Origin of the sequence: Acinetobacter haemolyticus CIP 64.3 = MTCC 9819 (assembly GCF_000369065.1) — a bacterium.
GTDB lineage: Bacteria > Pseudomonadota > Gammaproteobacteria > Pseudomonadales > Moraxellaceae > Acinetobacter > Acinetobacter haemolyticus.
Map to the genome: position 1 here is coordinate 26,045 of NZ_KB849808.1, position 22,112 is coordinate 48,156.

Sequence of the window (22,112 nt, forward strand, 5' to 3'; positions counted from 1 at the left end):
CTTGACCAGTTGCCAGATGAATTAAAAAAAAACATCTGTTTCAACATGATCAAGGTCTTGCCTACATCACCATGAGAGATGATGCTCAGAGTCCGACTTTTTGCAAAGTGTAATGACGGAGCTCTGACACCTGAGTTTTAATTTCAACACTCAGGTTTGGAGGAGGCTACTCCCCTTGTCAACAAATACGGTATGGATGATGCCATCCAAATCTGCGCGTAGCATTACATAATTTGAGTAAATCTGCAAATGGATGCTTCATGGTTTCGCATTAAAAATGTTTAGAATTTCATGCCGTAAAAATTGATGGCGAGGGTTTTGTTTGACGTGGTCATGCCAATACATCCCCATCGTGATTTTTGGTAATTCGATAGGTAAGGCATGAATCTGTAATGTTTCCGCATAATGCAGATGATTCAGAATACTTTGTGGAATGGTTAATATCGCATTGGGGTATTGTGCCAAGACTTGTAGTGCTGTTGCGTAATGCTGGCAACGCAGAAAAACTTGTCGAGATAATTGTTGGCGATTCAAATAAATATCTTCCAATAAAACCCCAGTGCGACGAGAAGATACCCCAATATGTGGAGAGGATAAGTAGGTTGCTAGATCCATTTTACTTTGTTGGGTACACACCACAAAATGATCTTGGATGAGTTGTTCAAACTGTAGATGTGCTTGATGAGGTTGTACTAGATCAATCACAAAATCGATCTGTTGGGCAGATAAGTCTGCCAGCATTTTTTTTCGGTCCAATTTGGAACTTAAAAACTGAATATCGAGATTTAACTGTGCAAAGTGATGTACCAGTCGAGGAAAAATAATCGGCTCAATTTCATCGTGAATCGCAATCTTAATGCTTTGCAACATGCTCGGAACAAACTCTTGCTGTGGCACAGCAATCTGTTGAATCGTCAATAACGCCTCTTGGATTGGATGATAAATTTGCTCTGCATAAGGCGTTGGAAGCATCTTTTGTCCACTTCGTACAAATAATTCGTCATTTAACTGTGTACGTAAACGTTGTAAGGCATGACTAACGGCAGATTGGCTAATACAGAGTAATTGAGCCGCTTTAGAAATGCTTTTTTGTTCAAAGATCGCAATAAAAAGTGGGTATAAATTAATATCGATTCGGTGGAATTGCCCGACTTCGAGCGGATTTGTATTATGAATCTGGTTCATAGTTTTAAATAAAATAAAATCATTTCATTCATAATAAGTTTTCGCTTAAGGTGATGTAAAGCAGCGAATCCAATTTTGCTAAATATTTACCTTGAGGGAAATGATGATGTTTACATTATCTGAACGCGCACAGGATTTTATTGCACGAACGCAAACCTTTATTCAACAAGAAATAGAACCGATTGAAAAAGCCTTTTGGGATGAGGTCCATCATCTCAATGTCGATGGCGACTGGACCAAATGGCAATGGCCAGCCCAACTCGAACAATTAAAAAGCAAGGCCAAAGCAGCAGGCTTGTGGAATATGTTCTTGCCAGATGCGGAACTCGGTGCAGGTTTATCGGTTCAAGAATATGCGCATATTGCTGAGTTGACAGGACGTAGCCTCCTTGCACCAACGGTATTTAACTGTAATGCACCTGATAGTGGCAATATGGAGCTGCTATGGCGCTATGGTAGTGAGCTACAAAAGCAACAATGGTTGCAGCCCTTACTTGCTGGGGAAATACGTTCTGTATTCTGCATGACTGAACCTGCGGTTGCGTCGAGCGATGCGACCAATATGCAAGCCACGGCGGTGATTGATGGCGATGAAATTGTTCTGAATGGGCGTAAATGGTGGTCATCTGGCTTGGGTGATCCGAATGCTAAAGTGATCATTTTTATGGCATATACCCCTGATTCAAGCAAAGACCGTCACCATCAGCATTCGATGGTTCTGGTGCCGATTGATACCCAAGGTGTGACTATTGAACGGATGTTGCCTGTCTTTGGCGATTATGATGCGCCGCATGGTCATGGGCAGGTCAGTTTTGACAATGTGCGTGTCCCTGTCAGCAACTTCATTGGTGGTGCTGGACAAGGCTTTGAGATTGCTCAAGGACGTTTAGGGCCGGGGCGGATTCACCACTGTATGCGTTGTATCGGCGCAGCGGAAAAAGCCCTAGAGTTGATGATTGATCGTGGCATGTCGCGTAAAGCCTTTGGTAAAGAAATTCTTAAACTCGGTGGAAATTTAGAACGTGTTGCTGAAGCACGTGTGCAAATTGATCAAGCCCGTTTATTAACCCTTTATGCCGCTTATAAGATGGATACCTTAGGCAATATGGCAGCCCTCACTGAAATTTCTGCAATCAAGGTCGTCGCACCAACCGTATTGCAGAACGTAGTCGATATGGCGATTCAAATTCATGGTGGTGAAGGAGTATCTCGTGATACGCCATTGACTGCATTTTTCAATCAGGCACGAAGTTTACGTTTAGCCGATGGACCTGATGAAGTGCATAAGGGCATGATTGCTAAATTAGAATTGAAAAAACGTGGTTATGGTCGCGGATAAGGATATAAAAATGACAGTAATTGATGTGGGTGGTCAGGTTCGTCATGGCGAAGAACTCGATATTTCCGCTGTTGAAACATGGTTAAAAAAACAAGGTATCGTGCTCGAAGGTCAAGCACAAGTGACCCAATATTCAGGGGGAGCATCAAATTGGACGTATCGTATTCAATATGAAAATACCGATTTAATTTTACGTCGTCCGCCAAAGGGAACTAAAGCTAAGTCAGCACATGATATGGCGCGTGAATACAATGTGCAGAAGCATCTTGCACCGTTCTACCCTGTCCTGCCTGAAATGGTTGCATTGTGTCAGGATGACAGTGTGATTGGCTGTGATTTCTATGTGATGCAGCGGATTGAGGGCATCATTCCAAGAGCTAATCTACCCAAAGAATTACAACTCGATGAGCAACAAGTTCGGCAACTTTGTTTAAATGTACTCGATAAGTTGATCGAACTGCATCAAGTGCCGTATCAAGGCACAGAACTTGAAAAACTGGGCAAAGGTGAAGGCTATTGTCGTCGTCAAGTGGAAGGTTGGGATGGCCGTTATAGCAAGGCGCTTACACCGAATGTACCTGATTTTAGCTTTGTGCGGGAATGGCTAAAGCAACATATTCCAACGGATACGAAGACCTGCGTAATTCACAATGATTGGCGTTTTGACAATGTGATTTTAGATCCACAACAACCAACTACAGTGATTGGCGTACTTGACTGGGAAATGGCGACATTGGGTGATCCACTGATGGATTTGGGTAGCGCCCTCGCCTATTGGATTCAAGAAGATGACGATGCTTTGATGAAATCTAGCCGCCGTCAACCAACCAATCTAAAAGGCATGCTGACACGTCAACAAGTCGTGGACTACTACTTAGAGAAAACTGGGCTGAAACCTGACAATTGGGCCTTTTATGAAGTGTTCGGTTTGTTCCGTTTAGCCGTGATTGCCCAGCAGATCTATTATCGCTATTACCATCAACAAACGGATAACCCAGCCTTTAAGGATTTTTGGATCATGATTCATGCCTTACATATTCGGGCACTCAAATTAATTGCACTGAACAATGCTGAAGCACAGCAGTTAATTCCCAAATATGGCGCAAAGCTAAAGGATATTTTAAAAGGATGAGCACAATTTATTTGGTGCGACATGGGCAGGCGTCTTTTGGGGCGGCCAGTTATGACCTACTCTCTGCAAAAGGTGAGCAACAAGCACAAGCGGCGGGTGAATTTCTGAATAAAACTTTGAAAACTTCACCCTTAGTGGTGGCTGGGTCAATGCAACGCCATCAACAAACAGCACAATTGGCCTTGGCTCAAAGTTTTGATGATGCACCAATTCAAACCGAGTCAGCTTGGAATGAGTTTGACCATCAACAAGTGTTTGCCAAATACGATGCGCGCTTTAAACAACCTGAATTATTAAAGCAGGATATTGCTCAAGTAGCGAATCCACGCGCTTATCTGGCCAATATCTTTGATGGTGCGATAGATCGTTGGATTGGAGAACAGTATGACCACGAATACCATGAAACATGGTTAGGCTTTCAATCACGTGTTGAAGGTGCCTTACAGACGTTATGTCAGCACATTGATGTTACACAACAACGTCAGGCGGTGGTGTTTAGTTCGGGTGGTGTGATTTCTGTAGCGGTTGGCAAGGTATTAGGCTTGGATGCCAAACAGATTTTTGCCCTGAATTGGTCAATCGCCAATGCCAGTATCACCACGCTACGTTGGACTGATGGACGTTTACAGTTACTGAGTTTTAATGAGCATCATTATTTAAAAGCACACGATGCAGAACTTTTAACATGGATTTAAATAAGAATAGGTGAAGGAAATGACAAAGACGATTTTAATTACAGGTGCAAGTTCAGGTTTAGGCGCTGGGATGGCACGCGAATTTGCGGCGAAAGGCTACAATCTAGCACTGTGTGCACGTCGTTTAGAACGTTTGGAAGCCTTACAACAAGAATTGCAAAGCCAGTTTGCAATTCAGGTCAAAATCAAAACCCTTGATGTGACTCATTACAATGATGTCTTTACGGTTTTTAAAGCTTTTCAGCAAGAGTTTGGCTGTATTGATCGAATTATTGTCAATGCAGGTGTGGGCGAAGGTCGCCGTATTGGAAAAGGGCATTTTGAGGTGAACCGTGCCACGGCAGAAACCAATTTCATTTCAGCATTAGCGCAATGTGAAGCAGCAGTAGAAATTTTTAGGGCGCAAAATAAAGGGCATTTGGTGGTGATTTCTTCGATGAGTGCGATGCGGGGCTTACCGAAGCATTTATCAACTTATGCAGCGAGTAAAGCAGCAGTGGCACATTTGGCTGAGGGGATTCGAGCGGAGTTGTTGGATACGCCAATTAAGGTCTCGACGATTTTCCCTGGTTATATTCGCACTGAATTGAATGAGGGTGCGAAGAAGTTGCCATTTGAAGTGGATGAGAAAACGGGTAGTCAAGCGTTGGTGAAAGCGATTGAGAAAGAGCCTGTGAAGGCATATGTACCGCAGTGGCCGTGGTTGCCAATGGGCATAGCAATGAAGATTTTGCCGTTAAAATTGGTGAATAAATTGAGTTAATTACTATTCAAAATAGATCGGAGATATCTCTATTTGGAAAGTTTGATAGCCTCATATAGGCTGAATCATTGACCTGTTTGGATATAGGCGTTTCCTTACTTTTCAGGGATGAAAAGTAACAAAAATCCTTTGTTGGACTGATGGTATATCCCTATACCACAGTCCAACGGGCGGCATCCATGCCGCCTTTCACGATAGTGAATACCGTGACAAAATTAGATGATTAAAATAGGCTATTGGCTAAATTACGACAAAGCCGTAATCAATTTTTGGTGTAAACCACCAAAACCACCATTGGACATGATCACCACTGCATCGCCCTCACCTGCTTCATTGACCACACGGGCAATGATCTCATCCAAAGAACGACTCACTTCAGCTTTGTTTGATGAAGCTGCAATCACAGGTTGTAAATCCCAATCTAAACCTTCTGGTTGATACCAAATCACTTCATCGGCCAAACGCGCAGAATGTGCCAAACCATCTTTATGGCTGCCCATACGCATGGTATTTGAGCGTGGTTCAATGATTGCCCATAATTTACGTTCGCCTAAACGTTTACGTGCACCATCCAAAGTCGTTTCAATCGCCGTTGGATGATGGGCGAAGTCATCATAGACTTCGATGCCACGGACTGTACCTAAAAGCTCCATACGGCGTTTCACACCACCGAAGTTAGATAATGCTTCACAGGCTTGTTCAATGCTGACACCGACATGTTGTGCAGCAGCAATGGTTGCCAAAGCATTGGCAACGCTATGCTGTCCAGTCATGCTCCATTTCACTTCCCCGATCACTTTGCCATTTTCAAGAACTTTAAAATGGCTGCCATCGGCACTGATCAGTTCAGCAGATAAAGCGGCTTGGTCATTTGGCTCAAGACTGGTACGAACCACAGGTGTCCAGCAGCCTTGTTCTAAGACTTCATCAATATTGGTCTCAGTAATTGGAGCAATAATACGACCTTCACTTGGAATGGTACGCACTAAATGATGGAACTGTTTTTGAATCGCAGCAAGGTCATCAAAAATGTCGGCATGATCAAATTCAAGATTATTTAAAATCGCGGTCTTTGGATGGTAATGGACGAACTTAGAACGCTTATCGAAGAAAGCAGAATCATATTCATCAGCTTCCACACAGAAATATTTGCCACCACCTAAACGTGCGCTTTCGCTAAAACCAAGTGGTACGCCACCGATCAAGAAGCCAGGGTTTAAACCTGCTTGATCCAATACCCAAGCCAGCATAGTCGTAGTAGTGGTTTTACCATGTGTACCTGCAACACCTAATACATGTTTGCCTTGTAATACATGATCAGCTAAGAATTGTGGACCAGAAATATAAGGAAGACCTTCATTCAGCATATATTCAATCGCATCAATGCCACGTTTCATGGCGTTGCCAACGATGACAAGATCAGGATGTGGTTGTAAATGGCTACGGTCATAGCCTTGCATCAACTCAATACCTGCATTTTCGAGTTGCGTCGACATCGGTGGATAAACATTGGCATCTGAACCTGTGACTTTATGTCCTAAATCTCGTGCTAATAGAGCCAAAGACCCCATAAAAGTGCCACAAATACCCAAAATATGCAGATGCATCGTGCTTCTCTCTTATTCAATCACGTAATAAACGTGTGTAATGCAATTAAAAATTTGCTTGAAAAGATAGCAAGGCTGTTATGGAAAAGATAGTCAAAATTCGTTGTTGTTTACTTAAAATTAAAGCCAGAAATGTTAAGATTTCAGCGTTACCGTTGCAAAAAAATAGACACTATCCTCTTCACCGTTTTGCATAAATTTAACAACTTTATTCAATGGGAATATAAAACTTTCACCATCCGTAAGTACAGCGGCAAGTTCAATTGAATGGGCTTTTTCTTTAAAAAAAATCAGGATTTATTTCTTTTGCTGTCTCATAGTCGACCCAATACCACTTTCTATTTTTATCATTTTTTCTTATTACTTCCCCGACATAAGCTCCTGTGCGTAAAATCGTCTTAAATCTTTGATCATCTGAGGTTTGATCTAAATTGGTCTTTCTTAAATCAGATAAATAAGTATCAATCAGTTTTAAGCTTTCAATAGAATAGTCTAGTTTTTTAGGGTTTAAAGTCTCAAACTGATATACAGGGTCATTTTTTTCACTATAAAACATGTCTGCTAAATCTGATAGCGCCTCATTTTGATTGTCGAGATCTAATTCTACTGAATGACTTATACTGATTGAGAAGCACAAAATAGTCGTTAAAAATAATTGTTTCATAGCATTCTTAATTTTTTCAAACTCTATCCAAAAACTGATTTTAATATAAAATTATTGCAAAATTTTTAGAGTAAATACAATTGAGCCCTACTCTTTTAGCGCTGTGTTTATTGGTTATTTCCAATTGTTTTATGACCTTGGCATGGTATGGTCATTTGAAATATTTACATGATGCTCCGATTTGGCAAGCAATTTTATTGAGTTGGTGTATTGCCCTACTCGAATACAGTTTTATGATTCCAGCGACCAAACTATTGAGTCAACATGGCTGGGGTCTGGGGCAAATGAAAATTACTCAGGAAGTGGTGACCTTGCTGGTGTTTGTCCCATTTTTACTATTTATGTTTAAACAGCCTTTTAAGTTAGATTATGTTTGGGCGATGCTCTGTTTATTGGGCTGCGTCTATTTTGTTTTCCGCAATCACAGCTAATTTTTCTGCGATCAGTTCAAGCGTTCTGTAGTTGGGGATGCTTGAAAAAACCGCTATAATATCTGCCAATTTATTCCTTTGTGTTTGGCGTAAGTCGAGACACTGCCCTCTTTTTTTATCAAGTTTTGGAAAAGCCAATGAATGCGGTCGCAACAGATAGCCAACCTTTAGTCGGGATTATCATGGGTTCTCAATCAGATTGGGCAACACTTGAACATACCGCTAACATGCTCAAACAATTGGGTGTGCCTTTTGAAGCTGAAGTGGTTTCTGCGCACCGTACACCAGATCGTTTATTTGAATATGCTGAAACAGCACGTGATCGTGGTATCCAAGTGATTATTGCAGGTGCTGGTGGTGCGGCACATTTACCAGGAATGTGTGCAGCAAAAACTGATTTGCCTGTGCTGGGTGTACCTGTTAAATCTTCGATTTTAAATGGTGTAGATTCATTACTTTCGATTGTACAAATGCCTGCAGGTATTGCAGTAGGTACATTGGCGATTGGTCAAGCGGGTGCAACCAATGCAGCCATCATGGCAGCGCAAATTCTGGGTTTAACACGTCCTGAGATCGCAAAAAATGTTGCGGATTTCCGTACTGCGCAAACTGAGAAAGTGTCGAGCAAAAATATCCCTGGTCATGAATGAGGATAAGCAAAGCAACGCTTTGCCCGAATGCAAGGCGAAGACTTTGTCTGAGCAAGTAGAGTCATATAAATGAATAAAACCATCGGTATTTTTGGTGGCGGACAACTTGGACGCATGATGGCGCAAGCAGCTCTGCCACTGAATATTCAATGTAGCTTTTTTGAAGCAGAAACGGATTGCCCAGCGGCGATTTTAGGTCCAGTCTTTTCAAGTAAAAATGAGCATGCCTTGCAGGATTTTATTGCCAGTGCAGATGTATTTAGCCTTGAATTTGAAAATACGCCTGTTGCGGATGTGGACGTCTTGACACAAACCAAAACTTTACACCCTCCTCGCCTTGCTTTAGCAACAGCGCAGAATCGTTTGGCTGAAAAATCCTTATTTGATGAATTAGGTATTCCTGTTGCGCCGTATCGTGCAGTAGATAGCTTAGACAGCTTAAAACAAGCAGTAACTGATCTAGGTTTGCCAATCGTTTTAAAAACCGTAACTGGTGGCTACGATGGTAAAGGTCAATTTGTTCTACGTTCAGAAGATCAGATTGATACCGCTTGGGCTGAGCTTGGACCTGCGAAAAGCTTAATCGCTGAAAGTTTTGTGAAATTCAGTCGTGAAGTATCCATTATTGCGGTACGTGGTCAAGATGGTGATGTCAAAACATGGGCATTGGCAGAAAACCACCATCACAATGGTATTTTGTCGCACTCGATTGTTCCTGCGCCAAATAGCACCGATTTACAACCTGTTGCACAAGACTACATCACACGTTTGTTGAATCATCTCAATTATGTAGGTGTATTGACGCTTGAATTGTTTGTGACAGAACAAGGTTTATATGCCAATGAAATGGCATGTCGTGTCCACAACTCTGGTCACTGGTCGATTGAAGGTGCAATTTGCTCGCAATTTGAAAACCATATTCGTGCAGTTGCAGGCTTGCCACTCGGTGCAACTGATGTGGTGCGTCCGACAGTCATGGTAAATATTATTGGGCAACATCCAAAATCGGAGGATGTTTTAGCACTCAAAGGTGCACATTTGCATCTATATAATAAATCTGAACGTGAAGGTCGTAAGTTAGGGCATATTACATTGATGCCGAATAATCGTGATGAGTTAACGTCATTGTGTCGTCAACTTGCTCAAATTTTACCTGTGCCATTGGCATTAACAGATGAGATGACCATCTAACTTATCCACAGAACATCAAAAGCGATCTTCGGATCGCTTTTTTTATCACTTTAAATTCATAAAATAAAAGATATAGTAAAAAGAGGTTGTGGATAACTTTTCTTTAAACTTTGAATTTAAATATTGTCTCTTTATTTTGAATTTAAAACTTTGATTTGGGTGTGTGTTATTTTAAATTCAAAAAATCAAAGCGTTTTAAATTTAAAAGTTTGAAGGAGGTTGAGTTTTGAATTTAAAGTGGTTTTGTTGCACAAAGATTTGAAATGCAAAGCGCCCCTAATTGAGCCAAATTTAAGGCGTAACTTGGGTAAGTGGTCGACCTAATTCCGTAAACCTGTTGAGGACTGCTACACGTGCATGAATTTCATTCACCTGACTAGGAAAGCTTCTTGCCATTAATTTATCGCCTAATAATTTAATGCAATGCATCTTGGTTTCCACCAAACTTCGTCGATGATAGCCTGACCATTTTTTCCATAGTCTCCTGCCTAAACGTTTAACTGTTCGAAGTAATTCATTTCGTTCTAGCGAGCTGATCTTTGTATCTTTCCATGGTTTCGCATTTTTTCTAGGTGGAATCACCGCATGCGCTTGCCGATCTGCAATGACCTGACGGCATTGCTTGGTGTCATAAGCTCCATCGGTATAAACAGAGTCAATCTGCTCATCTTGTGGAATCTGATCGAGTAAATCACCAAGCACTTGTGAATCACTGACATTATTTGTAGTGAGTTGAATAGCGCGTATTTGAAGGGTTTCAGCATCTATACCAATATGTAGTTTACGCCATTGGCGACGATATTCAGGTCCATGTTTCTTGCGTTTCCATTCGCCCTCACCTAGAAACTTCATGCCTGTAGAGTCTATGAGTAGATGCAGCCCATCGCTACTTTTTTGGTAGCTGATTGCAATATCAATATGCTTTTGTCTTCTACAAAGCGTACTGTAATCTGGTGCGGTCCAATTTAATCCACAAAGTTTAATCAGACTTTGCACAAAGCCAGTGACCATACGTAAAGATAGACGGAATAAGGATTTAATCATTAAGCAGCATTGGATAGCTGCGTCGGAGTAGGTTTGATTTCGCCCTTGTTTGCCTTTTGATGGAGCATACCATTGCGTAGCAGGATCAAACCAAATGGCAATATTTCCGCGACTCATGAGTGCTCGGTTATATGCGGGCCAATTGGTTGTGCGGTAGATTTTGTGTGTAGGCTTCTTCATTTGAAAATTATATCGCTGAAAAAGCTTTTACAGATAGGTTTGTGCAACAAAGCCATTTAAAGTTGTGGTTTGTGGGTATCTATTTGATCTGAAACAATAGAGTTTAAGTTTATTTCTTTATTTTTTATAAATGTATGGTGTGAAATGAATTTATAAGTGATTGCTATTTTTGAATTCAAAACATAGGAGTTATCTATTTTTAAATTTAAAAGAAATGATGCTTTTGAATTTAAATCTTATGTTTTAAATTTAAAACTCAATTTTGAATTCAAAAATTACGATTTCAAACGTTGTAACGTCAATGATCGTGTTATGTTAATCCTGAAATTTAAATTCAAAAATATGGTTTAGACATCATGCACCGTTTTCCTCTTTTTCTAGGCACTGCCTTATTGACCTTATCTTATAACGCTCATGCTGAGTTGATTATCAATGGCGCAAAAGTTTCAACCACGACGACGACGCCTGCAGTAAGCAATACCAGTACATTTAGTCCAACACGTGATTTTCAAAGCTGTATAGCCGGTTTACGATCTCAAGCAATTGCATCTGGTGTTTCGGCTGCAAGTTTTGATCGTTATACCCAAAATCTAAGTGCGGATTATTCAGTGATTGATCGTCTGAATTATCAGCCAGAGTTTTCTACACCGATTTGGGATTATTTATCAGGCTTGGTTGATAATGAGCGTGTACAAGCAGGACAACAAAAACTTGCGCAACATCGTGATGTGCTTAGACGTGTAGAACAAGCTTACGGCGTGCCTGCTGAAACGGTGGTTGCAGTTTGGGGTGTCGAAAGTAATTATGGTGATATTTCTGGTCGATATCCTTTATTACAGGCATTAGGTACATTGAGCTGTGAAGGTCGTCGTCAAAGTTATTTCCGTGGTGAATTTTTTGCCACTATGCGTATTTTGCAACGAGGTGATGTGACTCAAGATCAACTTTATGGTTCTTGGGCAGGAGCATTTGGTCACACGCAATTTATGCCATCTACTTATGAACGTTTAGCCGTAGATTTTGACGGTGATGGTCGCCGTGATCTCGTATCGAGTATCCCAGATGCTTTGGCTTCGACAGCAAACTTTTTAAAACGTGCTGGATGGCAAACAGGTATGCCTTGGGGTTTTGAAGTGAAAATTCCACAAGGTATGTCAATTTCTGGCGAAAGTCGCCGCAATAAAAAATCACTTAATAATTGGATCGCACAGGGTGTAACACGTGCAGATGGAACAGCTTTGATCCAAGGCAATTTGACAGGCAGTACTCAAGCAGGTTTGATTTCACCTGCAGGTGCGAATGGTCCTTTATTTTTAGTGTTTAGAAATTTTGATGCGATATATAGCTATAACGCTGCTGAAAGCTATGGTTTGGCAATCGCACATTTGTCTGATCGTCTGCGTGGTGGAACACCATTTTTAACGGCATGGCCTACAGATGATGCGGGAACATCAAGAGCAGAACGCCGTGAAATTCAACAATTTTTGATTCAGCGTGGTCATGACATTGGTGCAGTGGATGGTTTGATTGGTGATAAAAGTCGCCAAGCCATTCGTCAAGAGCAAACTCGTTTGGGATTAAATCCAACAGGACGCGCAGGGCAGCAAATTTTACGTGCTTTCCGCCAAGAGCAAGCGCGTAAAATGATGCAATAAGCTAATCATGTGAAAAGGTCTGCCAAGTGCAGACCTTTTTTTATGGCGCAGCGTCTAATTTGACGGCTTCTAAAATATCAAAAATAACCGCCGTAACATCTTGGCTTAGATCCCGATCATTAAAAATTTCATAAGCCGTAATTGTGACATCAGTATCACTTGGCAGTTGTTTTTGTTCTTCTTCGATTAAATGTTCAATTGGAAGCAAGGTTTGTTTCACTTCCAAATGTAAAATCTCGTCATAAGGCACATTTTCATCTTCTAATTCAACAATTTGTTCGTTGAAATAAGGAATCAAAATCGAATGAAGAAAGGGGCTAATATCTTCAATATTTAGGATTTCGATATCACGAGTCTGCTCAATCGTACTGATGTGGTCGTTCACTTCAATGAGGATATGATAATAACTCATGCTGATCTCCATTTAGATTAAAATGATGCTTTCACACCACAATAACATGAATAAATCAAAACAATCGACCCATTCTTGTTATCTCATAAAAACATCAGCTTAATCGATTTATCTTCAGTGAGACAAGCCTAATAGCGCTAAATCTGTGTCAGTTAACCTAAAGTCTTTTGCATCTTGTACTTTGATTCTCGGATACATCAAAGATTGTGGATCTTGAGTATGTTTCAGACCTAAAGCATGTCCGAATTCATGTGCCAAGGTGAGGCGTAGGTCATCAATTGAAGAAAACTCATAAATAAAGATTTGTTTTCCTTGAAACTGTCCCTTGTGTAAAACTTGTGGGGCAAACGTTTGATTGAATTGCTCGATGGCTTGCGTCAGTTGCTGATAAAGTTGTTTCGACTTTTGAGTTTGCAGATCAAACTGTTGGGTGAGTCGTTGATGTTGTTCTACGCTTTGTTGATAGATTGGCGTTTCTATTTGATGTTCATGTTTTAGTGATTCAAGATGTGCCGTCGAAATAGCAATTTGTCTTTTAAGTTCTTGTAGTTGTTGGTTTTCATTTAACCAAATCTGTTGTTGCTGTTCCAGTTGATGTAAATTTTCCGAACGTTTCATGCTGCGAATCTGGCGTTGATCCATCACCAAATGAATCGAAAATTCAGCATTTGGATCATAAACGAAATAGTTTTGACCCGTATCTTTTTCCCAAATCGCGGCTGCTTGTTTGCTGATTTCAATCATTTGCTGTTGCGTGATATTCAAGCGAGGATCAAAATCAGCAATACGATAACGGAGTGGATGACCAGTACCATATTTTATGGGCGTAGAATTCTGTACCGAGGAAATTTGAGCAAAAGAGGCTGTATGGCCAAACATGAACATACATGTTGCCAATAGGAGAGGGAGCAAACGCATAACAGGAGAAATAAAACAAGAAAAAGGATGTATTTTAATCAGCTTTCATGATTAGTCAATTTGGGGAAAGGTATTTAAATTGATTGATTTAATAAAAAATCATTGAAAATAAATAAAGATACAAATGTATAAAAATTAATCTATTAAATATAATTTATAGTCAATTTTGGTGATAGATTAATCAAAAATAGCACGATAACAGAGATTTATTTTTTATGATCTGAGATTTAAATAGGGATAAAATCGTTAAAATTTTAGATCGTGCTATGCCAGTCAATTTCTAAAAATTATTTCCTATTTCATTTAATATAAAAAACTGTTTGCTCAAAAAATAATCAAAAACAACTGTAACTTTACGGTTTATTTGAGATTAGTACATGGCTTTAACTAGGGCTTTATCACTTTGTGTTAGTGCAAAGCGTTGTAAATTCTGTTGTTGAATGACAGGATACATGAGTGAAGTCGGATCATCGGTATGTGGCAAGCCTAAGGCATGCCCAAATTCATGTGCCAATGTTAAACGGAGATCATCGGTTGAACTAAACTCGTAAATCGTGATTTGTTTGCCATTAAAATTTCCTTTATGGAATAGACGCGGTTTGAATACCTGATTGAATCGCTGTGCTGATGATACAAGTAGCTGATTATTATCATTTAATTTTTTGATTTCTTGGTTGAGTTGTTGAGCTTTTAGATTGTGTAGATTCACCTCTTGTTGTAAAGCTTTGGACTGTTGATGTAATGCTTGCTGACGTTGTGCCAATTGATCGGCTAAGGATTTAGATGAAGAGCGCTGTTGGTTGAAGTGTTTTACATCTGCATTATATTGCTGAAATTGGGCTTGTAGTTGATTCTGTTTGATGGCCAGCAATGCATTATTTTTTTCAAGCTCTGCTCTAGCTTGTTGCAACTGTTGATTTTGATGCTCCCATCGTTGCTGCTGTTGATGAATTTGATCGAGGCTTTGCAGACGATGACTACTTTGTTGTTGTCGCTCATCATAAATCAAATGAATGCTGAAACTCGCTTCAGGGTCATAAATAAAATGCTGTTTACCTGTTTCTTGGTGCCAAATATCCGCAGCTTGTTGGGTAAGTTGAATCACTTGCTGCATGCTCAAATTAAAGCGGGGATCAACCTCTGCGATACGATAAAATATGGGCGTTTGAATAGCTTTATGGTCATGTTTATGGGTGCTATGTGACGTATTTTGGGCATGGCTAAGGTGCGGAATCCCCATGCATAAACATGCAATGATATTCAATGCGGCAGTTAAATTTCGCATGACCTTTATCCCCAAATAAAACTTATTTTTGGATAATTTTGTAAATAGGTCAAAAAGCTATCTAATTAATAAATAAAACAAAAAATGTGATTTTATTTGAGTAAATATAATAATTGATCGAATAATAGGCAAAATATAAAATCAAGAATTTGGCTTTCTATTTGCACATAAATTTATAAATATCAGTCCATTAATGTTAAAGAGCAGAATTTTAAGCGCAAAGTAGCTAAAAAATGCTCATTTGTTATCTTTTGTAAAAAAAATTATAAACTGAAAATATTTTGCCTTTTAACTGCAAAATTGTTGATTTATGACATTAAAGGTCGCTGGCTGTTTTAGCTGTGAGTTACTTATTTGCTTATATTAATGCTTCAAAAGCAGCTGAAGTTTTACGACAGTGTTAAGTCCGAGATTTTATGCTGTCTACCGAGCCATCAATAGATCACGATCTGTCTGGGTTAGGTGAAAGTCAGTAAAGTTCTGTTCTTTCAAAATCGGATGCATCAATGCTTTGGGATCATCAGTATGCTGTAATCCTAAAGCATGACCGAATTCATGGGCTAGCGTTAAACGTAAATCATCTTTGGACTCAAATTCATAGATAATAATTTGCTTACCATTAAATAAACCTTTATGAAATAAATGAGGCTGAAAGCGTTGTTTATATTCTTTCACAACATCATGTAATTGCTGGTCAAGCGCATTTAGTTCATCTACTTTTTGATTTAAGTTATTGATTTTTTGATTAAAGTTGGTGGTTTCTTGTTTTAATGCATCGACGTTGTATTGTAAGTTTTGTTGTTTTTGCTGTAGATGTTGTTGATAGGCACCAGTCATTGGGTTGAGATGTGCATTTTTTTTCTCTTGATTATATTGTTGGATTTGCTGATCTAGTTGTTGACGTTTTAAGCTTAAAGATTGTTTCGTCTCAACTAGTTCTTGTTCAATATGATCCAATTGCTGTTTTTTATCACGCCACTGTTGTTGATTAAATTCTAATTGGCTTAAATGGGCACGTCGTTGTTCGCTTTCAATTTGTCGTTGATCATAAATTAAATGAATGGCCAGTTGCGCATTTGGATCATATACAAAGTAATCTTTACCTGTTCCATCTTTCCAAATTTGAGCTGCTTGATGGCTGATTTCTTGTACTTGTTCTAGGCTAAGTTTAAAACGAGGATCAACTTCAGCGATACGATAACGAAGACGCGTATCAAAAGGATGTGTTATGCGATCAAGCAGAGAATTAAATTTAAGCTGCGGGTGCTGATGGCTTTGATAACCAGACCATAAGATAAGGAAGAGTAATCCTGAAAAAATCAACAGACGAATCATTTTAGTTTCTTCTGAAATACGGCGCTCAATTGAGTTTATTAATCGTGCTTGCAGATCAGACTATAACAAAAATAGCGAGTATCGGGAAATGATATGATTAAACGGCAGATTTTGTTTTAATGCCTTATATAAGATAGATAAATAAAAAGATTAAGGAATAAAAATGCTGAAATATTTACTCAAAACTCCTGACATAGCATGGTCTGCGACGTCACCGGCCTTAGCAAATACTGAGAATTTAACCATTAAATATTTAGGTACAGCGGGTTTTATCCTTTCGGATCGAAATCGTACAGTCGTACTTGATCCTTTTATTAGTCGTCCCACTCTATGGCATACACTGACTCAACCTTTGCTCAGCGATCCAATATTGGTTCAGCAATATATTCCTCACGCAGATGATGTACTGATAGGACATGCCCATTATGATCATATTTTGGATGCGCCTGAAGTATGTAAACAAACAGGGGCACGATTAATTGGTTCTCAAGCGAGTTTAATGTATGGGCGATCGGCAGGTTTGTCTGAACAGCAAATGCTTGAAACAAAAGGGCGGGAAATTGTTGAATGTGGTAAATGGCAAGTTGTTGGGTTGCCTTCGATTCATGGCAAAGCATTGTTTGGTCGGGTGCCATTACCAGGTGATATGACCACACCGCCACCGTATCCACCGAAATTTCATCACCTACGGCATGGGCAGGTATTTAATTGGTGGATTAATACGGGGCATCTTCGCGTTGTACACATTGATTCAGCTGACTTTATTGAACAAGAATTGCAGGGTAGGCAGGCAGATATTGTTTGCTTATGTGCCATTGGGCGTAAATATCGTCCAAACTATGTTCAGGATGTCGTAAGACTCCTCAAGCCAAAATATATTATTCCATGCCATTGGGATACGATGGTAACGCCAATTGATCAACCACCCCAGTTATTACCTGATGTGAATATCCCTGAGTTTTTAGGCGAAATTAAGGCTTGTGGAGTAGTACCTTTGTTTATACCGATTTTGGGTGAACTGTATTTTGATCAATATGTAAAAACTTAAGGCATAAAAAACCGCGCTTGCGCGCGGTTTTGTTTATTTTATACATACCAAAGGGTAGGTATTTTTTGTATATTGAATAGACGGCGTGGCTAATTTATCTGCTGGAATTTGAAAAGCATTTTTCAGACTTTCATGTTTCCATGCTGGCCATTTTTTTACTTCTTCTTCTACTTTATCTAGGTAATCTAGTAATACTGACATAGTTAGTTTCCTTCTTTTCTTGCTTTTGTAATTAGAGTTTTAAGATCAGTTACCATGGAGATTTCTCTTTCTAGATAAGAAACAGCGAGGAGAGGCATTCTAACAGAAGCATCCTGCATTCTCCAAGTTACAATATCTCCTTCCTTATCTTTTCTTGTTATAGCATATCCGCTACCGAGATTTGTAGAAAAAAGATTAAAAAAACTACGAGGACCTACTCCGACAAATGCCTCAAAGTTCACTTTATTTTGTTGCACTATTTCTAGTGAAATTGAATCACAATGAAATTTAATTGCCTTACTTTTCGGATAAGGTTCAATATATATAACTTTTTGAACACCAGAAGCTATGATATGTTTTGCACAATTATGACAAGGAAATGTGGTGCAGAATAGTGTTGTATTAAGCGTCGGTATATTGTTTCTAGCGCAAGCAAGTAAAGCTTCCATTTCGGCATGGACTACTCGGCCATATTCGGTAATATCTTTTATTTTGCTTTTAGCTAAATGATCTTTTAACTCATTTAGCTCATCTGGATTTAGCTTGTTAGTGATGGATATAGGTAGGTTTGTAAGTATATCTGAAATAATTTCTTTCTTTTCTTTGACATTAGAGTCTACCCCTATTTTATAGTCTCTCCCATTTTCTAAATCTTCTACTTTTTTCTTATCATTATTATAGACGGGCCAATATAAACCACCTCCTGCTTTTGGAATATCATTGGCACCCGTAGAAAGTATATTTGAGTTCTGTGTAACAACGGCACCTACTTGTCTAGATAAATCTGCTGATCTTAAAGATGCAGAAAAAGCCATATACATTGCATATTCATCAAATGTAGGAGTTATGTAGGGATTACCAAAAATTAAGTCCAATATTCTCCAAATATCATTATTTAATTTATCTGAATCACCATCTACATTTATAAAAAAATCAGATAAATGGAAGGTATCAGCAGTATGTTGGCCATTTTTAATGGTTTCATCTGCATCTCTTTGGATTAGTTTTATTGCGTCAGAATTAGGAATTAGTTTGGTTTCTTCTAGATATGAAAGTCTTCGTTCCTCGCTAGAAAATACACTAATTAAGAAAAAGCCATGAGAATAGATTTTTCTTAGCATCTGTACTTCTTCTGGATGTTTTAATGAATTAATGATGTATGCAATTCTTTTTTCTGGTTTATCTCTAGAGGCTCTCTTTCTAGAAATTGTAGCCGAGATACCTAGTGAAGTAGCACCGTTGAATTCTTTTCTAAGATCATTACCTCGATCCATTAGATATGAAATTCGATCATATTCATTATTAAAATCAGGTGGCGGATCGAATAGGTCAGCTATAATATCTTTAGATACTTTAATATGCTCCGTAGAGTATCTAAAAGCTTTTAAACGACTTTCTAAGATTTTATATATATTATCTAAATCAATTCCAATTGCGCCAACAAATGCAATAAATAATTCAGAATCATTATTTGGATTTAGTATATCTTCATAATTCATTGTTTTACTTTTTTTAGACTGTTTATATGATTTTAAATAATTCGTCTTAAATATCAATAAAAAACCGCGCATAAGCGCGGTTTTTTTCAATCTGACAAATTATTTTTTGTCATCTTTAACTTCTGTGAACTCAGCATCTACAACGCCATCGTCCGCTTTTTGTTGTTGACCAGCATCACCACCTTGGAATGCATTTGGATCAAAACCTTCTGCGCCGCCAGCACCTTGTGCTTGTTCATAAGCACGTTGAGTGATTGGCATCAAGATGTTTTGTAAAGCTTCAGTTTTCGCTTTGATGTCTTCAACATCATTTTCTTTAGTTGCTGCTTCAAGCTCAGAAACCGCAGTAGCGATTGCAGTTTTTTCATCTTCAGTCACTTTGTCACCTAGATCTTTAACTGCTTTGTTAGAGCTAGATACTAAAGCATCCGCTTCGTTACGTGCTTTCGCTAACTCTTCAAATTTACGGTCTTCTTCAGCATTCGCTTCAGCATCTTTAATCATTGCTTCGATTTCAGCATCAGACAAACCTGAGTTTGCTTTGATCTGGATTGATTGCTCTTTACCAGTGCTCTTATCTTTAGCCGATACTTTTAAGATACCGTCAGCGTTGATGTCGAACGATACTTCAATTTGCGGTACGCCACGTGGAGCAGGTGGGATATCGCCTAATTGGAAGTTACCCAACAATTTGTTTTGTTGAGCCATTTTACGTTCACCTTGGTAAACAGAAATATCTACAGCAGGCTGGTTGTCAGCAGCAGTAGAGAACACTTGTGATTTCTTCGCAGGAATCGTGGTGTTCTTCTCAATGATCGGAGTTAATACGCCGCCCATTGTTTCGATACCTAAAGTTAACGGTGTTACGTCTAATAAAAGTACGTCAGTTTTGTCACCAGACAATACCGCACCTTGAATCGCTGCACCAATCGCAACTGCTTCGTCAGGGTTCACGTCTTTACGTGGCTCTTTACCGAAGAATTCTTGTACTTTTTGCTGAACCATTGGCATACGAGACTGACCGCCCACCAAAATCACGTCAGAGATGTCAGAAGTCGAAAGACCAGCATCTTTAAGCGCGATTTTACAAGGTTCGATTGTACGAGCAACTAAATCAGCAACTAAACCTTCAAGTTTTGCACGCGTTACATTGATCACTAAGTGTTTAGGACCAGTTGCATCAGCCGTGATGTATGGAAGGTTGATTTCAGTTGCATTTGATGAAGAAAGCTCGATTTTTGCTTTTTCAGCAGCTTCTTTCAAACGTTGTAACGCAAGTGGATCATTTTTCAAGTTCACACTTTGTTCTTTCTTAAATTCTTCAACCAAGAATTCAATTAACGCGTTATCAAAGTCTTCACCACCAAGGAAAGTATCACCATTAGTTGATAACACTTCGATTTGTTGGTCGCCATCAAGGTCTGCGATTTCAATGATTGATACGTCGAATGTACCACCACCTAAGTCGTAAACTGCAACTTTACGGTCGCCTTCTTTTTTGTCCATACCGAACGCAAGTGCCGCAGCAGTTGGTTCGTTAATGATACGTTTAACATCAAGACCTGCAATTTTACCCGCATCTTTAGTTGCTTGACGTTGAGCATCGTTAAAGTAAGCAGGAACTGTAATAACTGCTTCAGTAACTGTTTCACCTAAATAGTCTTCTGCAGTTTTCTTCATCTTTTTCAAGATTTCCGCAGAGATCTGTTGAGGCGCTAATTTTTTGTCGTTTACTTCAACCCAAGCATCGCCATTGTCTGCTTTGATGATTTTGTAAGGTACAAGACCGATATCTTTTTGTACTGCTTGATCTTCGTAACGACGACCGATTAAACGCTTGATTGCGAATAATGTGTTTTTCGGGTTGGTTACAGCCTGACGTTTTGCACTTTGACCAACTAAGATTTCACCATCTTTATATGCAATGATCGATGGAGTGGTACGTGCACCTTCAGCGTTTTCGATTACTTTTACTTTATCGCCTTCGAGTACAGCAACACATGAGTTGGTAGTACCTAAGTCAATACCAATAATTTTTGCCATTTGGGATGTTCCTCTAAAATTTTGTGAATCCCCGATTTCTCCAGTAATAAAGGGGAGATTCAAAAGGGGATTTTCTTGTTATTCGATATGAGAGTTAATCGGTTTTTTTCAAGCATTTTTGTGAAAAAAAATCAAAAAACTCTCAATTTTTTGCATTTTTGAGCAAATAAAGGCTTTGCTCCAGAGGGTTATTGACCCACCATCACCATTGCTGGGCGAAGTAGGCGACCATTTAAGGTATAACCTTTCTGTAACACTGTACCGATTTCATTTGCTTTGGCATTTGGATCGATACCTACAGCTTGGTGTAGATCCGCATTAAAACCATTTTGTGTATCTGCTTCGACTACCCCAAATTTTTCAAGTGTAATGAGGAGTGATTTCAACGTTAGTTTGACACCTTCAAGCACAGGTGTTTCTTCTGCGCCAGCGGCTTGAATTGCACGTTCGAGATTATCGACAGAATCCAATAATTCTTTGGCGAACTTTTCCAGCACAGTATCTTTGTGCTTTTCAGATTCACGTTGAATACGTTCAACACTCTTTTGTGCCTCGTAAACCGCATTGGCCGTACGTGCTTTTTCGAGTTTCAAGCTTTCTTCAAGTTGGGTGATGTGCGCTTGTAAATCTTCAACGCTAAGCTCGTTAGCTTGCTCTACACCTTCAGCTTGAGTTTGTTCAGCTTGTTGCTCATTTTGAATGTCTTGAGCTTGCTCATTGTGCTCATTAGCCATTGATGATCTCCGTTTAAAAAAGTTCTCAAACATGTACAGTCCTTTTGGCGTGAATGCTCATCGGGTTAAACCTGAACTGCCACATCTTGGTCATTCATTGA

The 22,112-nt window shown here is 39.3% G+C and carries 21 protein-coding genes; 9 read left to right on the top strand and 12 right to left on the bottom strand.

Annotated elements, in window-relative coordinates; all coding sequences use genetic code 11:
* Positions 1 to 258: 258 nt before the first annotated feature.
* Positions 259 to 1,185, bottom strand: coding sequence for a LysR family transcriptional regulator (locus F927_RS13750; protein ID WP_005086085.1), 927 nt, complete (start codon positions 1,183 to 1,185; stop codon positions 259 to 261).
* Positions 1,186 to 1,291: 106 nt separating this feature from the next.
* Between F927_RS13750 and F927_RS13755 the strand changes: the two genes are divergently transcribed.
* From F927_RS13755 to F927_RS13770, 4 genes are read left to right on the top strand one after another with little or no spacing between them, the layout of a single operon-like run.
* Entirely contained in the window at positions 1,292 to 2,524 is a 1,233-nt protein-coding gene (locus tag F927_RS13755) for an acyl-CoA dehydrogenase family protein (protein ID WP_020846348.1), read from the top strand.
* A gap of 10 nt (positions 2,525 to 2,534) precedes the next feature.
* Positions 2,535 to 3,656: a phosphotransferase family protein gene (locus F927_RS13760; RefSeq protein ID WP_005086088.1), complete on the top strand. Its 1,122-nt coding sequence runs from the start codon at positions 2,535 to 2,537 to the stop codon at positions 3,654 to 3,656.
* Positions 3,653 to 4,351, top strand: a complete 699-nt coding sequence (locus F927_RS13765) for a histidine phosphatase family protein (protein WP_005086089.1) — start codon at positions 3,653 to 3,655, stop codon at positions 4,349 to 4,351. Before F927_RS13760 ends, F927_RS13765 begins: the two co-directional genes overlap by 4 nt.
* A 19-nt stretch (positions 4,352 to 4,370) precedes the next feature.
* A complete protein-coding gene (locus tag F927_RS13770) occupies positions 4,371 to 5,114 on the top strand; it encodes an SDR family oxidoreductase (protein WP_005086090.1) in 744 nt (247 codons plus the stop codon).
* Positions 5,115 to 5,359: 245 nt separating this feature from the next.
* On the opposite strand, the gene mpl is transcribed toward F927_RS13770, so the two are convergent.
* The gene (mpl, locus tag F927_RS13775; RefSeq protein ID WP_005086091.1) at positions 5,360 to 6,721 is read right to left on the bottom strand and encodes a UDP-N-acetylmuramate:L-alanyl-gamma-D-glutamyl-meso-diaminopimelate ligase; all 1,362 of its coding nucleotides are present in this window, start codon (positions 6,719 to 6,721) and stop codon (positions 5,360 to 5,362) included.
* Between the two features lie 280 nt (positions 6,722 to 7,001).
* On the bottom strand, positions 7,002 to 7,385 hold the full coding sequence (locus F927_RS13780) for a hypothetical protein (RefSeq protein ID WP_005086093.1): 384 nt from the start codon (positions 7,383 to 7,385) through the stop codon (positions 7,002 to 7,004).
* Between the two features lie 74 nt (positions 7,386 to 7,459).
* On the opposite strand from F927_RS13780, the gene F927_RS13785 reads away from it, so the two are divergent.
* The 3 genes from F927_RS13785 (at position 7,460) to F927_RS13795 (ending at position 9,657) form a co-directional block, all read left to right on the top strand.
* A complete protein-coding gene (locus F927_RS13785; RefSeq protein WP_257787235.1) occupies positions 7,460 to 7,816 on the top strand; it encodes a DMT family protein in 357 nt (118 codons plus the stop codon).
* Positions 7,817 to 7,953: 137 nt separating this feature from the next.
* Positions 7,954 to 8,466 carry a 5-(carboxyamino)imidazole ribonucleotide mutase gene (gene purE, locus F927_RS13790; protein ID WP_005086095.1) on the top strand — a complete coding sequence of 171 codons (513 nt, stop codon included), beginning with the start codon at positions 7,954 to 7,956 and terminating at the stop codon, positions 8,464 to 8,466.
* 69 nt (positions 8,467 to 8,535) lie between these two features.
* Complete coding sequence (locus F927_RS13795; RefSeq protein ID WP_005086096.1) at positions 8,536 to 9,657, top strand: 5-(carboxyamino)imidazole ribonucleotide synthase; 1,122 nt, start codon at positions 8,536 to 8,538, stop codon at positions 9,655 to 9,657.
* Positions 9,658 to 9,948: 291 nt separating this feature from the next.
* Here the strand turns inward: F927_RS13795 and F927_RS13800 are convergent, their stop codons facing one another.
* Entirely contained in the window at positions 9,949 to 10,881 is a 933-nt protein-coding gene (locus F927_RS13800) for an IS5-like element IS17 family transposase (protein ID WP_020846310.1), read from the bottom strand.
* A gap of 356 nt (positions 10,882 to 11,237) precedes the next feature.
* Between F927_RS13800 and F927_RS13805 the strand changes: the two genes are divergently transcribed.
* Entirely contained in the window at positions 11,238 to 12,536 is a 1,299-nt protein-coding gene (locus F927_RS13805; protein ID WP_005086097.1) for a lytic murein transglycosylase, read from the top strand.
* A gap of 40 nt (positions 12,537 to 12,576) precedes the next feature.
* Here F927_RS13805 and F927_RS13810 read toward each other — a convergent pair whose 3' ends face one another.
* The 4 genes from F927_RS13810 to F927_RS13825 all read right to left on the bottom strand — a co-directional run bounded on the left by F927_RS13810 (position 12,577) and on the right by F927_RS13825 (position 16,486).
* Positions 12,577 to 12,960 carry a hypothetical protein gene (locus F927_RS13810; protein WP_004637339.1) on the bottom strand — a complete coding sequence of 128 codons (384 nt, stop codon included), beginning with the start codon at positions 12,958 to 12,960 and terminating at the stop codon, positions 12,577 to 12,579.
* Positions 12,961 to 13,062: 102 nt separating this feature from the next.
* Complete coding sequence (locus F927_RS13815; RefSeq protein WP_005086099.1) at positions 13,063 to 13,866, bottom strand: matrixin family metalloprotease; 804 nt, start codon at positions 13,864 to 13,866, stop codon at positions 13,063 to 13,065.
* Between the two features lie 370 nt (positions 13,867 to 14,236).
* Entirely contained in the window at positions 14,237 to 15,151 is a 915-nt protein-coding gene (locus F927_RS13820; protein WP_005086100.1) for a matrixin family metalloprotease, read from the bottom strand.
* 423 nt (positions 15,152 to 15,574) lie between these two features.
* On the bottom strand, positions 15,575 to 16,486 hold the full coding sequence (locus F927_RS13825; protein WP_005086101.1) for a matrixin family metalloprotease: 912 nt from the start codon (positions 16,484 to 16,486) through the stop codon (positions 15,575 to 15,577).
* A 163-nt stretch (positions 16,487 to 16,649) separates the two neighbouring features.
* On the opposite strand from F927_RS13825, the gene F927_RS13830 reads away from it, so the two are divergent.
* Positions 16,650 to 17,534: an MBL fold metallo-hydrolase gene (locus tag F927_RS13830; RefSeq protein WP_005086102.1), complete on the top strand. Its 885-nt coding sequence runs from the start codon at positions 16,650 to 16,652 to the stop codon at positions 17,532 to 17,534.
* A 33-nt stretch (positions 17,535 to 17,567) separates the two neighbouring features.
* Here F927_RS13830 and F927_RS17250 read toward each other — a convergent pair whose 3' ends face one another.
* From F927_RS17250 to grpE, 4 genes are all read right to left on the bottom strand, one after another.
* Complete coding sequence (locus F927_RS17250; RefSeq protein ID WP_005086103.1) at positions 17,568 to 17,735, bottom strand: hypothetical protein; 168 nt, start codon at positions 17,733 to 17,735, stop codon at positions 17,568 to 17,570.
* A 2-nt stretch (positions 17,736 to 17,737) separates the two neighbouring features.
* Positions 17,738 to 19,234, bottom strand: a complete 1,497-nt coding sequence (locus F927_RS13835) for an anti-phage dCTP deaminase (RefSeq protein WP_026057311.1) — start codon at positions 19,232 to 19,234, stop codon at positions 17,738 to 17,740.
* Positions 19,235 to 19,333: 99 nt separating this feature from the next.
* Positions 19,334 to 21,277, bottom strand: a complete 1,944-nt coding sequence (dnaK, locus tag F927_RS13840; RefSeq protein WP_005086107.1) for a molecular chaperone DnaK — start codon at positions 21,275 to 21,277, stop codon at positions 19,334 to 19,336.
* Between the two features lie 188 nt (positions 21,278 to 21,465).
* Complete coding sequence (gene grpE / locus F927_RS13845; RefSeq protein ID WP_005086109.1) at positions 21,466 to 22,011, bottom strand: nucleotide exchange factor GrpE; 546 nt, start codon at positions 22,009 to 22,011, stop codon at positions 21,466 to 21,468.
* Positions 22,012 to 22,112 lie beyond the last annotated feature (101 nt).